General features: G+C 72.5%; 7 protein-coding genes. 3 read left to right on the forward strand and 4 right to left on the reverse strand.

The features are described from left to right. Nucleotides 1–11: 11 nt before the first annotated feature. Nucleotides 12–743, reverse strand: coding sequence for an ABC transporter permease (locus AB0K25_RS22800; protein ID WP_219461788.1), 732 nt, complete (start codon nucleotides 741–743; stop codon nucleotides 12–14). Between the two features lies 1 nt (nucleotide 744). Next, a complete protein-coding gene (locus AB0K25_RS22805) occupies nucleotides 745–1,638 on the reverse strand; it encodes an ABC transporter ATP-binding protein (protein ID WP_357533574.1) in 894 nt (297 codons plus the stop codon). 345 nt (nucleotides 1,639–1,983) lie between these two features. Between AB0K25_RS22805 and AB0K25_RS22810 the strand changes: the two genes are divergently transcribed. Both AB0K25_RS22810 and AB0K25_RS22815 read left to right on the forward strand, forming a co-directional pair. Beyond that, a complete protein-coding gene (locus AB0K25_RS22810; protein ID WP_357533572.1) occupies nucleotides 1,984–5,346 on the forward strand; it encodes a M12 family metallo-peptidase in 3,363 nt (1,120 codons plus the stop codon). 111 nt (nucleotides 5,347–5,457) lie between these two features. Next, nucleotides 5,458–7,674, forward strand: a complete 2,217-nt coding sequence (locus AB0K25_RS22815) for an ATP-dependent RecD-like DNA helicase (RefSeq protein WP_219461793.1) — start codon at nucleotides 5,458–5,460, stop codon at nucleotides 7,672–7,674. Between the two features lie 138 nt (nucleotides 7,675–7,812). Here the strand turns inward: AB0K25_RS22815 and AB0K25_RS22820 are convergent, their stop codons facing one another. After that, nucleotides 7,813–9,411: an arabinofuranosidase catalytic domain-containing protein gene (locus AB0K25_RS22820; RefSeq protein WP_357533570.1), complete on the reverse strand. Its 1,599-nt coding sequence runs from the start codon at nucleotides 9,409–9,411 to the stop codon at nucleotides 7,813–7,815. Between the two features lie 191 nt (nucleotides 9,412–9,602). Next, on the reverse strand, nucleotides 9,603–11,396 hold the full coding sequence (locus AB0K25_RS22825; RefSeq protein WP_363822513.1) for an RICIN domain-containing protein: 1,794 nt from the start codon (nucleotides 11,394–11,396) through the stop codon (nucleotides 9,603–9,605). Nucleotides 11,397–11,879: 483 nt separating this feature from the next. Here AB0K25_RS22825 and AB0K25_RS22830 point away from each other — a divergent pair, with 483 nt between their 5' ends. Then, the gene (locus AB0K25_RS22830) at nucleotides 11,880–13,601 is read left to right on the forward strand and encodes a trehalase family glycosidase (RefSeq protein ID WP_357533568.1); all 1,722 of its coding nucleotides are present in this window, start codon (nucleotides 11,880–11,882) and stop codon (nucleotides 13,599–13,601) included. Nucleotides 13,602–13,648: the final 47 nt, after the last annotated feature.

The following is a 13,648-nucleotide window of genomic DNA, read 5'->3' on the forward strand; positions in this document are numbered from 1 at the left end:
GTAGCGGGAGCTCAGCGACGCGCGGTCGACCGGCGGTACGCCACCGCGGCGAGCACCCCGAAGGCCACCGTCCACCCGGCGAGCACCGCCAGTCCGGTCGGATCGGGGGTCAGGCCGGCCGCCGTACGCCAACCGAGTTCGGCGAACCGGTACGTCGGCAGCGTGTGTGCCAGGTGCCGCAGCAGGTCGGGGAAGTACGCCGCCGGCACCAGCAGTCCGCCGAGCACCGACAGGCTGAGGAAGGCGAGGAAGTTGACCGGCTGGGCGAGCTGCGGGGTGAGGCCGTACCCAATGGCGAGCCCGAGCAGCGCGAACGGCACCGTGCCGACCCACATCAGCACCAGCAGGGCCGCCCACCTGCCGGCGGGTAGCTCGACGTGGTGCTGGAGGCGTCCGGCGATACCCACCGCGACCAGCGACGGCACCCCGCTCACGGTGCTGACCAGGGCCTTCACCGCGACCACCCGGCGGGGGGACAGCGGGGTGACCCGCAGTTGGTGCAGCCAGCGCACCGCGCGTTCCTGGGCCACCGACGAGCCCACCGAGAGCACCCCGGCCATCGCGCCGTAGCCGGCCAGGCCGACCATGAGCGCGGCGGCGGCGGTGACGCCCTCCAGCCGGTCGCCCGCCGGAAGCAGGCCCGAGAAGATCACGTAGGTGACGACCGGGCCCAGCACGGTGAACAGCGCCAGCCGCGGGTCCCGGGCCAGGCGACGTAGCTCGAAGCGCAGATAGGCGCGCATGTCAGTGATTCCCTTCCGCGCCGGTGAGGGTGAGGAAGGCCGCCTCCAGCCCGACGCCGGTGACCTCCAGGCCCCGGAAGCCCCGGTCGGCGGCCAGGGCCAGCACGGTGGCGTCGGCGTCGTCGGTGGTGAGCGCCACCCGACCGCCCCGGACCTGCACCGACCGGACGCCGGGCAGCAGGTCGAGGCCCGCCACCGACCCGTCGGCGAGGTCGAAGGCCACCGTTCGGCCGCCGGCCACCGCCCGGATCTCGGCGGGCGGGCCGTCGGCCACCACCCGACCGCCGGCCAGCAGCACCACCCGGTCGGCGTACTCGTCGGCCTCGTGCAGATGGTGGGTGCTGAACAGGACGGTGTGACCGTCGGCGGCGTACCGGCGGATCGCCGTCCAGAACGCCTGCCGGGCGGCGACGTCCAGCGCCGCGCTGGGCTCGTCCAGGACCAGCAGGTCCGGGTCACCGGCCAACGCGAAGGCGAACCGGGCACGCTGCGTCTCACCGCCGGAGAGCCGGTCCAGCCGGCGGTCGGCCAGGTCGGTCAGCCCGGCCAGCGCGAGCACCCGGGCGGTGTCCAGCGGCCGGGGATACAGCCCCCGGGCGAGTGCGACCAGGTCCCGCACCGTGGCACCGGGGACGAAACCGCCGTCCTGCACCATCGCCCCGACCTGGCCGGCCCGGACCGCCTCGCCCGGTGACCGGCCGAACAGCGTCACCGTTCCGGCGTCGGGTGGGGCGAGTCCGAGCAGGAGCGAGATGGTGGTCGTCTTGCCGGCGCCGTTGGGGCCGAGCAGGGCGACCGTGCTGCCCGACGCGATGGTCAGGTCGATCCCGTCGACGGCCCGGACGGGGCCGAACCGCCGGGTGAGCCCGGTCAGGCGTACCGCGGTGTCATCCATGCCCGTCACGCTAGGCAGCCGGGGCCGCCGAGGGCAGAGCCGGCGATACCCGTCCGGCCAGGACAAATGTCCCGGCCGCGCCCGCGTCGGCGGGCCGGTGTCGCCCCGCCACGGCCAGCGGGCGTCCGACCACGACGCACCGGTCCCTGGTCACCTGCCCACCGCGCCGGGATCCATCAAGGACCGCTTACACCGCCGTGCTTCGCCGCCGCGTCGACTTTACGGATGATGTCTGTCGACAGGGGACCCGTCATAGCGTGTGCTTCTCCGGGACAGCCCGGCGTGGCCCACGAACGCCACGCCATCCGGCCCGTTCCTCTTACCTGGTGAAGTGAGGCCCACTCGATGACGGTTCCACCCCCCGATCCCGCTGGTCGCGGCCGCCGCCGACTGGCCGGGCTCCTCGCCGCGGTGCTGGTCGCCACCGCGCTGCCGCTGACCGGCGGCACCGCGGCGGTCGCCGCGCCGGCCGGCTCCGGCCCCTGGCGGCAGCTGCCGAGCGAGCCGTCGGCCAACGCCCGGGACGGGCGTACCCCCGACATCCGCGCGGAGCGGTTCACCGCGTACACCCTGGACCGGGCCGCGTTGGCCGACACCCTGGCCGACGTGCCGGCCGAGCGGGCCGGTACGGCCCGACGGTCGCAGTCGGCGCTGACCGTCGCGTTGCCCACCCCCACCGGGGGCTTCCAGCGGTTCGCCCTGGTCGACTCGCCGGTGATGGAGCCGGGGCTCGCCGCCCGGCATCCCGAGATCAGCACGTACGTCGGCCGGGGCCTGGACGACCCGACGGCGACCATCCGCGCCGACCTGACCCCGCTGGGCTTCCACGCCTCGGTCCGGTCGACCGGCGGCAGCTGGTACCTCGACCCGTACTACCACGGCGACCAGAGCGTCTACGCCAGCTACTACGCCCGCGACCTGCTCGACACCGACCCGGCCATGGTGGAGCGGGAGGACGTCGCGGCGGCGGCCGGGGCGCTGACGCCGGAGGTTACCGCGGACGAGCCGGTAGGTCCGCCGGTCACCCTGCGCACCTACCGGCTGGCCCTGGTCACCGACCCGTCGTACGCCACCTTCTTCGGCGCGGAGAACGTCACCGCGGCGAAGGTGACCCTGATCAACCGGGTCACCCAGATCTATGAGGACGAGACGGCGATCCGGTTGGTGCTGGTCAACGACACCGACAAGACCAACCTGAACACCGCAGCCCTGGCCACCGAGGCGAACGGGCCCTGTGGCACGGCGGCCTGCTACACCCCCACGCAGATCTCGTCGTGCACCAGCTCGCTGCTCAACCGCAACCGGATCGTGCTGGGCCAGCTCGTCGGCGCGGGCAACTACGACGTCGGGCACATCGGCCTGGGCCTGCCCGGTGGCGGCGTCGCCGGCCTCGGCGTGGTCGGCCTGGACGGCAAGGCGCGCGGCTGCACGGGCCTGCCCACCCCGGTCGGTGACTTCTACGCCGTCGACTACGTGGCACACGAGATCGGCCACCAGTTCGCCGGCAACCACACCTTCAACGGCACCCAGTACAACTGCTCCGGCGGCAACCGTAGCGCCGCCAACTCCTACGAGCCGGGCAGCGGTTCGTCGATCATGGCGTACGCGGGCATCTGCCAGCAGGACAACCTCCAGCCGCACAGCGACCCGTACTGGTCGCAGCGCAGCTACACCGAGATCAGCACGTTCGTCACCGGCACCCGGGCGGCGCTCAACGAGGTGCAGACCGTCTCGCTGTCCGGCTTCGACACCGACGGTGACGCGTTCAGCATCAGCTACGCGGGGCAGTCGTCGGTGCCGGTGGTGCGCGGCGGCAACTACACCGCGGCCGGGATCAAGGCCGCCATCGAGGCGATCACCGGTTGGCCGGCCGGGGCCACCGTCAGCGTGACGGCCTTCGGTGGGCTGGGCGCGCCGAACGACACCGGCTTCCAGGTCACCTTCGGTGCGGGCCCGCTGGCCGGGGTCGACGTGTCGTCGCTCGGTCTCACCGACACCGTCGGGATGACCGGCTTCGTCGGTGAGACCGCCCGGGGCGGTGCGGCCGGCAACAACGGTTTCCAGACCGCGCAGACCGGCAACCGGGCCCCCGTGGTCACCGTGCCGGCGGCGGCGCACACCATTCCGGCGCGGACCCCGTTCGCGCTGACCGGTAGCGCCACCGACGTCGACGGGGACACCGTCAGCTACCTGTGGGAGCAGAACGACCGGGGTGGCAGCACCGGCACCGCGCTGGTCAACAACACCAAGACCAACGGGCCGCTGTTCCGCCAGTTCGGCGTGGCGGCGGCGGTCAGCCCGACCGACACCCTGGAGTACCACTCGCCGGGGGAGAACGCGGTGAGCACCGACCCGACCCGGCACTTCCCCGACCTGACCCAGATCGCCGCGAACAACACCAACGCCGCCACCGGGGCCTGCCCGGCCGCGCCGGCCCCACCGGCCACCGGCGGGGCGAGCAACGTGCCCGCCGCGACGGTGGACTGCTACTCGGAGTTCCTGCCCACCGCCGACTGGGTCGGCGTGACCAACGACCGGACCCTGCACTTCCGGCTCACCGGCCGGGACCACCACCCCGGTGGCGGTGGCATCGGCAGCGCCGACGTGGCGTTGACCCTCGCCCCGGCGGCCGGCCCGTTCCTGGTCACCTCGCAGGCCACGCCGGCGGCCCACCTGGGCGGCGGCACCATGCCCGTCACCTGGGACGTGGCCGGCACGGACACCGCCCCGATCAACGTGAGCGAGGTGCGGATCTCGCTGTCCACCGACGGCGGGGCGACCTTCCCGCACGTGCTGGCGGAGAGCGTGCCGAACACCGGCGCCGCGACGGTGACCCTGCCGAACGTGGACACCGCCCGGGGCCGGCTGAAGATCGAGGCGGTCGGCAACGTCTTCTTCGACCTGAGCGACGCCGACCTCGCCATCACCCAGGTCCGCGCGGCCACCGTCACCTACACCGGTGACGCCCTGGCCGCCCCGGTGGACGACGCCGACACCACCGGCGTGCTGCTGCGGGCCACCGTGCGGGGTGGCGGCGGTGACGTCCGCAACGCCACGGTGACCTTCACCGAGGGCGACGAGACCCTCTGCACGGCGGTCGCGACGCCGTTCGGCGCGGCGGCGGACGACGGCTCGGCCAGTTGCCGCGCCGTGCTGCCGCACGGCGCGCACCCGGTCACCGCCACGGTGTCGGGGGCGTACACCGGCAGCGCGACGGCCATCGTCACGGTGGCCGGCGGGTACGGCCGGTCGGTCGCCGGTTCGGGCTACCTGAAGGGCGGGGCCACCGCCGGTGGTTACCCGCTCGACGACGACCGGCGCATCGAGGTGACCCTGGACGGCCGGATCAACAACGGCAAGAAGTTGGTCGGCAGCGCGAAGGTCGGCTACAAGTCGGGCGGCAAGCGGTACAAGTTCCAGAGCACCGCGCTGGAGTCGTTCGGTGTCACGGTGGCCGGGGAACCGGTCGCCGACCTGCGCTACCAGGTCACCCTGTACGACATCTCCACCGCGCAGGACCCGGTGGCGGTGGCGACCGGGCTGACCATGCGGGTGACCGCCACCGACCGGGGCGAGCCGGGCCGCCGCGACGGGATCGGCATCACCGTCTGGGACGGTGACCGGTTGCTCTTCTCCTCGGACTGGACCGGCGCGTCGACCCGGGAGGGCACCCTGACCGCCTCCGGTGGCAACCTCACCATCGGCTGACCAGGCGCACCGCGACACCCGGCGTCCTTCCCCGCCCACCCGGCGGGGGAGGACGCTGGTGTTCGTCCGGGCGGTGGGTGGGGCGCGTCGGGCACCCGGCACGATGAGGGGGTGACCGCCCCCGCCCGCGCACCGCTCGCCACCCTGGACGCGGTCCTCGAACGGCTTACCTACGTCAACGAGGAGACCGGCTACACCGTCGCCCGGGTCGCCACCGACCGGGGCTCCGACCTGCTGACCGTGGTCGGCGCGTTGCTGGGTGCGCAGCCCGGGGAGAGCCTGCGGCTGTCGGGACGTTGGTCGTCGCACCCGAAGTACGGCCGGCAGTTCGAGGTCGACTCCTACACCACCGTGCTGCCGGCGACCGTCCAGGGCATCCAGCGTTACCTGGGTTCCGGCCTGGTCAAGGGGATCGGGCCGGTGTTCGCCGAGCGGATCGTGGCGCACTTCGGCCTGGACACCCTGCGGATCATCGAGGAGGAACCGGCCCGGCTGGTCGAGGTCGCCGGCCTGGGGCCGAAACGCACCGCGAAGATCACCGCCGCGTGGGAGGAGCAGAAGGCCATCAAGGAGGTGATGGTCTTCCTCCAGGGCGTCGGGGTGTCCACGTCGCTGGCGGTACGCATCTTCAAGCAGTACGGCGACGCGTCGATCGAGGTGGTGACGAAGGAGCCGTACCGGCTGGCGGCCGACGTGTGGGGCATCGGCTTCAAGACCGCCGACACCATCGCCCAGGCGGTCGGCATCCCGCACGACAGCCCGCAGCGGGTGATGGCGGGCCTGCGGTTCACCCTGTCCGAGGCCACCGACTCGGGCCACTGCTACCTGCCCGCCCCGGCGCTCGTCGCCGACGCCACGACGATCCTCGACGTCCCCGGCGACCTCGTCACCCGCTGCCTGGACGACCTGATCGCCGAGGAGGGTGTGGTCCGGGAGCTGTTGCCCGGCGACGACGGCGAGCCGGTGCCGGCGGTCTACCTGGTGCCGTTCCACCGCGCCGAGCAGTCGCTGGCCACCTCGTTGCTGCGGCTGCTGCACGACCGGGCCGACCGGCTGCCCCACTTCACCGACGTCGACTGGCCCCGGGCGCTGGCCTGGCTGCGGGCGGTCACCGGCAACGATCTCGCCCCCGAACAGGAGCACGCGGTCCGGCTGGCGCTCACCTCGAAGGTCGCGGTGCTCACCGGCGGGCCGGGCTGCGGCAAGAGCTTCACCGTGCGGTCCATCGTCGCGCTTGCCGCCGCGAAGAAGGCCCGGATCACCCTGGTCGCGCCGACCGGGCGGGCCGCGAAGCGGTTGTCGGAGCTGACCGGGCACCCCGCCGCCACCGTGCACCGGCTGCTGCAGCTGCGTCCCGGCGGGGAGGCCGTCCACGACCGGGACAATCCCCTCGACGTCGACCTGCTCGTCGTCGACGAGGCGTCCATGCTCGACCTGATCCTGGCCAACAAGCTCGTCAAGGCGGTGCCACCGGGGGCGCACCTGCTCCTGGTCGGCGACGTCGACCAGTTGCCCAGCGTCGGTGCCGGGGAGGTGCTGCGGGACCTGCTCACCGCGTCGGCCGTCCCCCGGGTGCGGCTGACCCGGGTGTTCCGCCAGGCCGCCCAGTCGGGTGTGATCACCAACGCGCACCGGATCAACGCCGGTCGGCCACCCCTGCTCGACGGGCTGCCGGACTTCTTCCTGTTCGCCTGCGACGACACCGAGGCCACCGCCGCGTTGACCGTCGACGTCGCCTGCACCCGGATCCCCACCCGGTTCGGTCTCGACCCGCGCCGCGACGTGCAGGTCCTCGCCCCCATGCACCGGGGGCCGGCCGGTGCCGCCGCCCTCAACACCCTGCTGCAACAGCGGCTCACCCCGCACCGCGAGGGGCAACCGGAGCGGCGGATGGGCGGGCGGGTCTTCCGTGTCGGCGACAAGGTCACCCAGATCCGCAACAACTACGACAAGGGCCAGTCGGGCGTCTTCAACGGCACCCTCGGCATCGTCACCGCGATCACCCCCGAGGAGCAGACCCTCACCGTACGCACCGACGAGGACGAGAACCTCGACTACGAGTTCGACGAGCTCGACGAGTTGGCCCACGCGTACGCGATGACCATCCACCGCTCGCAGGGCTCGGAGTATCCCGCCGTGGTGGTGCCCCTGACCACCAGCGCCTGGATGATGCTGCAACGCAACCTGCTCTACACCGCCGTCACCCGGGCCCGGCAACTCGTCGTCCTGGTCGGTTCCCGTCGTGCGCTGGCCGCCGCCGTGCGTACCGTCGGCGCGGGTCGCCGCCACACCGCGCTGGACCACCGCCTCGGCGGATCGGCCGGATAGCGGGTGTGGCGCGCCGGGGTGTGGGGCACCCCTTCGACGGCCGCGCGCTCACCGCCAGCCGACAGCCGGCTGTCGCGCCGGCCACCGCCCGATGGCGGTGACCGGCGCGACGATCCGGTCAGGTGGTCGGCACCGGGGTCAGCGGTAGCCGGCGGCGGTGATGTTGGCCTGTACCGCGTTCTCGGTGGCGTCCGACGGGTAGCCGGCGACCATCGCGCCCTCGTAGAACGTGCCGGCGCTGAGGTTCGCGCCGCCGTCGGGCTTGCAGCAGTCGCCGCCGCTGCCCAGGATGATCGCGCCCTGCTTCTTCATCGGGCTGTAGCCGGGCGGCAGCGACCCGTCGTAGAGGGTGTAGAGGCTGCCGGACTGGGCGTTGCTGCCCTTGATGGCGAAGCGGGAGGTGCCGTTGTTCTTCAGGGTGGCGGTGACGAACTTGTGCGGGAACGCCCGCTGGTTGGGGTTCCACGAGCTGCTGCCGCCGGGGAACAGTCCCCACTCCAGGTCGGCCTGCACCCACGGGCCGGAGCCGGAGCAGCCGCCGAACCAGCACTGGGTGCTGAAGTTGATCGCGTCCATCGCCCCGGCGGCGTCGGCCTTGCGGGTGGTTTCGCTGTTGCCGTAGTCGAAGCAGCAGCCGTTGTTGACGTGGGTGCCGCTGGTGACCATGTACATGCCCTCGGGGGCCGCGCCGGTCGGGATGCCCGTCAGGTGACCGTCACGCCAGTAGCTGTTGCCCGGGTTGATGTAGAGCGAGTACGCCTTGGCGCCGCCCACCGTCAGCGACTCCGAGGTCGCGACCGCCGGCCGGCTCTGCGGCGACCCGGGAACCACGCTGGAGCCCTGGTACCACAGGTCGTTGCCGCGACCGGACTGGTCGAACACGACGGTCACCACGCAGGTGGTGCCGGTGCAGAACGCGTCCTGGGTCGCGGCGTTGGCGGTGCCGCCGGTGCCGGTCAGCCCGATGTTGCGGGTGGTGTTGTCCGAGGAGCGGCGTACCTGGTAAAGGTTGCCGGTGTACGCGGCGTAGAGCGCCCGGGTGGTGCTGTGCGCGGCCACGCACGGGGTGCCACCGGCGGCGTAGATGTCACACGGCAGGGCGCCTGCGGGCGGGGGAGTGGTCGGCGGCGGCGTGGTCGGCGGGGTGGTGGTGGGCGGGGTGGTCGGCGAGGTCCACTGCTGGTTGGCCTGACCGTTGCAGGTCCACAGCAGGATCTTGGTGCCGTTGGCGGTGCCGTTGCCGTTCGCGTCCAGGCACAGGCCGGACTGCACGCCGACGATGGTGCCGTTGGCGTTGACGTTCCACTGCTGGTTGGTCTGACCGTTGCAGTCCCAGATGATCGCCGCCGTGCCGGCGGTGGTGCCCCGGCCGGAGGCGTCCAGGCACTTGTTGCCGTACACGGTGAGCTGGCGGTTGGTCGTCCAGGTCCAGGTCTGTCCGGCGCCACCCTGGCAGTCCCACAGCTGGGTCTGGGTGCCGTTGGTGGTGCTGGCGTTGGGGACCTCGAGGCAGCGCCCGGAGGCGGTGCCGACGATCCGGGTGCTCTGCCCCGGCTCGATGGCGGCCAGCGCGGGCGCGGCGGCGGCCTCGGCGACCGGCGAGGTGACGCCGGGCACGGCCCCGGCGACGACGAGGACGCCGGCCAGCGCACCGACCAGCATGGTCAGCCGGTGCCGGCGGCGGTGGGGGAGGGGATCGCGGACCGGTCCTGATCCGCTCGGGGACGGGGTACGCACGAGGCGGCTCCTTGGTTCGTCGGCGGCGCGGCCCTGGCGGACCCGCCCTCGGGTGGTGGTGGCGAATCGGTTCGGGACCCCCTCAGGATCACCAAAAGAACGATAGAAATCAATTCGTAGGGTCGTCTGTGGTGGGGCGGGGTCGACGTCCGCGCGACCGGGTGCCGGTCGACCGGTCTCCGACCGTCGCTCTACCGGCCCCAGAGCCGCCAGGTCTGGTTGAGCGGGCTGCTCTGGCCCACCGGCTTGCAGGTCCACTGCAGGATCCGCGCCTGGGCGGCGGTGGAGACCCCGTTGACGTCGACGCACTTGTTGCTGTGCCGGGCGACGAGCTGGTAGTCGTGGGAGTCGTTGCCCCCGTAGGTCACCCGGCGCAGGGTGAACTGCTGGCTGGTGCCGTTCTGGCACGTCCACTGCTGCACGGCTGCGCCGTCGGCGGTGGACGCCCCGCTGACGTCCAGGCATTTGCCGCTCTGCTGGTTGACCACGGTGTACGTGTCGGCCACCCCGGCGACCGGGCGGAAGTTCCACAGCTGCTGGTCGCCGCCCTCGCAGGGGAACTGCTGCTGGGGGTTGCCGTCGGCGGTGCCCAGGCCGGTGTTGTCCAGGCACTGCTGGGAGTGCTGGGCCACCGCGACCGAGGTGAAGCCGGTCTCGGCGGGCGGCAGTACGGTGACGGTGTACGTGTCGTTCTGGTTGCCGTACGGCAGGGTCACCGAGACGGCGTTGTTGGTCAGCGTGAGCACGGTGTTCGACACCGTGACCGGCCCCTGCACCGCGCCACCGTTGTTGTGCGGGATGCGCTGGGTGAGCACCCGCACCTGGTTGTTCTGCACGATGCCGCTGGTGGCGTCCAGCCGTTGCAGGTTGACGGTCAGGTTGCCGGTGGTCCGGCCGCCGCCGACCAGGACCCTCGCCACCCCGGTCGCCCGGGTGGCGAAGGCGTCGTAGGACTGGCTGGGGGTCACCGCGGCGATCTGCCCGGTCTGCGCGGCGTAGTAGCGGTAGACCCACCACTCGCCCTTGGGCTGGTGCTGGCCGGCCGAGTTGCGGATCAGCAGGTTGCCCAGGTCGTTGTGCAGGTTGCCGGCGCTGGCCCAGTTCGCCCGCAGGCCGTCCGCGCGGGCCCGCTCCAGCCGGGCGACGTACCAGGCGCCGTCCGCCGGGTTCTGCTCGTTGGACGCGCCGTACTCGTTGATCTGGTAGGGCCGGGGGTGGGCGATGCCACGCGCGTCGAGGGTGGCGTTGGCGGCGGCGACGTTGGCGACCGGGTCGCCGGGCAGCGAGTGCCAGCTGACGATGTCCGGCACCGTGTTGGTGGAGCGGACGAAGTCGAGGTACTGGTTCCAGAAGGCGTGGTTGGTCGACGGCACGCAGGCGCAGCTCGGCCCGACGATGAGCTGGGTGGGGAACTCCGCCCGCAGCCGCTGGTAGGTGCGTCGCCACAGTTCGAGGTACTGGGAGATCGGGCGGTTCCAGAAGATGGTGATATTGGGTTCGTTCCAGATGTCCCACTGCACGGTCAGCCCGGCCGCCCGGACGTCGCCGATGAGCCGGGTCAGGAAGTTGTCGTAGTCGGTCCAGTTGCCGTTGTCACCGGGGAAGCGGGAGATCCCCGCGCCGTCGGCGCCCCACAGGTCGTGCGGCAGGATGATGAACTGACCGCCCAGGGCGGCGGTCCGGCGGGCCTGGGCGAGGGTGGAGTTCCACCGGCGGTCGTAGTTGCCGCCGACCCAACCGCTGCCGGGCAGCTGCGCGCCGCCGGCCCGCATGTACTGGAACTTGACGTCGCGGTAGAAGTGGTCGGCCGGGCCGCTGGCGTTCTCGGTCATACCGTAGATCCAGCCGGAGGCGCGGTAGGTCGGCGTGCCGTCGGTGGCGGAGAAGTTGACGCTGATCGACTCGTCGGCGGCCTGGGCCGGGGTGGCGGCGACGGCGGTGGCGGCGACGGCGAGCAGGCAGACGGTGAGTCGGGTGACGATCACGCGGATTCGTCCGGGCCGGCTGCGCAGCGGGGTTTTCACAGGGCGGCTCCTTGGTGGGGCGCGGGGACGCTCTCCGGAGGGCTTCGCATGCGAATCGATTCGCAGGGATCGTAGGGTGAGCCAGTGAAGGATGTCAATAAGATGACAGGGCGGTGAAGTCGACGTTTCCGATGTCGATCACGGCTGTGGTGCCCCCTCTTGACCGTGTCGCCTCGCCAGACCTATGTTCGTCCGAAGGAGGAGCCGAACCGATTCGCCTGACGGTCGGGTCGCGCCCCCACCCGCGCGGCGCTCGTCCCCCCTCGCCACCGGACGTCGCCCGCGAATCGAGGCAGCAGGCGACGGCAACCAGCCGTCGGCGGTGACCGACCGCTGCCAACCTCGTGGCGATCGCCGAGGGGCCGGTTCGCGTCGCCCGGGCCCGGCCGGGACGTCGGATGCGCAAGGACCGACCACCGTACGACAGAGAGGGCGTCACCTGCCATGACCGTCGCACCGTCCGGTCCGGAGTTCTCCCTCCAGGACATCCCGTTCAGCTACCGAGGTTCCTGGCTCAACATCTCCCCGGTGGTGGCCGAGAAGACGTACGCCGACGATCTGCACCTGGTCTCCCACCAGACCGGGCTGCACCCGGTGCTCCGACTCGCCCCGACCGCCGCCAGCACGGTCGTGGCCACGCCCACACTGCTCACCTGGCGCAGCGGCACGGGCCTGGTCGAGGCCGGCTACGAGGGGCCGGACACCCTACGGCTGCGGGGCCGAGGGCTCGGACTGCGGATCGCCGCCGCAGCCGGGACCCTCACCCCGTTCAGCGGCACCTACCTCTACCGCGACCCGGTCGACGGGTCGGCCGTGTTCACCTCGTACGAGACGGGCCGCCGCTACCGGGTCACCGTGTTGTCCGGCCCACCGGGCGGGCTCGGGGGAGCGGAGGCGCTCGGCACCGCCGACCGCTGGCTGCACCTGCCCGCCGACCAGCCCTGGGAGATCGCGATCGAGGAGTACCGCACGGCCCGCCGCCCCTATGCCCGGTCCGGCACGTTCGACCAGCTGTGCCGCGACCGCGGCGTCGAGTTCACCGCGTTCGTCGACGCGGTCGCGCCCTGGCGCGGTGTCGACACCCCCGCCGCCGAGCTGGCCGCGTACGTGCTGTGGTCGGCCACCGTCGAGCCGGCGGGTTTCGTCACCCGGCCGGCCGTGCTGATGTCCAAGCACTGGATGGACAAGGTGTGGAGCTGGGACCACTGCTTCAACGCGATCGCCCTGGCGTCCGGCGAGCCGGAGCTTGCCTGGCACCAGTTCCAGCTGCCCTTCGACCACCAGGACGCCGCCGGTGCCCTGCCGGACTCGGTCACCCACTCGGAGGTGCTGCACAACTACGTCAAGCCACCCGTGCACGGGTGGGCCCTGCGGCAGCTGCGCCGCCGGCTGCCCACGCCGCCGGACCGGGTGGAACTGGCCCGGACGTACGACCGGTTGGGTCGGTGGACCCGGTTCTGGCTGGACGCCCGCCGCGCCCCCGGCCACGACCTGCCGCACTACCAGCACGGTAACGACAGCGGCTGGGACAACGCCACCACCTTCGACCACGACCGGGTGCTGGAGACCGCCGACCTCGCCGCCTTCCTGGTCAGCCAACTGCGCTGCCTGGCCGACCTCGCCACCGAGCTGGGTGAGCCCGCCGACCGGTGGTCCGCCGAGGCCGACCGGGTGCGCGCCGCCCTGCTGCGGGACCTGTGGGACGGCGAGCGTTTCACCGCCCGCAGCCCGCACACCGGTCGGCGACGGGCCAGCCGCAGCCTGCTCGACCTGTTGCCCGTCACCCTCGGCGACGACCTCCCCGAGCCGGTCACCCGGGTGCTGGCCCGGCGGGTCGAGGCCCACCTGACCACCCATGGGCTGGCCACTGAACCGACGGACTCGGCCCACTACCTCGCCGACGGCTACTGGCGTGGCCCGATCTGGGCCCCCTCCACGGTGCTGGTGGAGGACGGCCTGCGCCGGGCCGGGCACACCGTGCTCGCCGACGAGATCAGCCGGCGGTTCCTGGTGCTGTGCGAGAAGTCCGGCTTCGCGGAGAACTTCGACGCCGAGACCGGCGCGGGGCTGCGCGACCGGGCGTACACCTGGACGGCCAGCAGCTACCTCATCCTCGCCGCCGCCCAGCAGGGGCGCACCGGGTCACCGGCGGGGCCGACCCGGTGAACGTCGTGCCGCCGCCCACCCGGTGGTGGCACGGCGCCGCCCCGGGC

Origin of the sequence: Micromonospora sp. NPDC049257 (assembly GCF_040678915.1) — a bacterium.
Classification (GTDB): Bacteria; Actinomycetota; Actinomycetes; order Mycobacteriales; family Micromonosporaceae; genus Micromonospora; species Micromonospora antibiotica.

What these genes read in the sequence shown, in the direction of transcription:
- AB0K25_RS22800 (WP_219461788.1), bottom strand. Translation starts at nt 743, where the DNA reads ATGCGCGCCTATCTGCGCTTCGAGCTACGTCGCCTGGCCCGGGACCCG.
- AB0K25_RS22805 (WP_357533574.1), bottom strand. Translation starts at nt 1,638, where the DNA reads ATGGATGACACCGCGGTACGCCTGACCGGGCTCACCCGGCGGTTCGGC.
- AB0K25_RS22810 (WP_357533572.1), top strand. Translation starts at nt 1,984, where the DNA reads ATGACGGTTCCACCCCCCGATCCCGCTGGTCGCGGCCGCCGCCGACTG.
- AB0K25_RS22830 (WP_357533568.1), top strand. Translation starts at nt 11,880, where the DNA reads ATGACCGTCGCACCGTCCGGTCCGGAGTTCTCCCTCCAGGACATCCCG.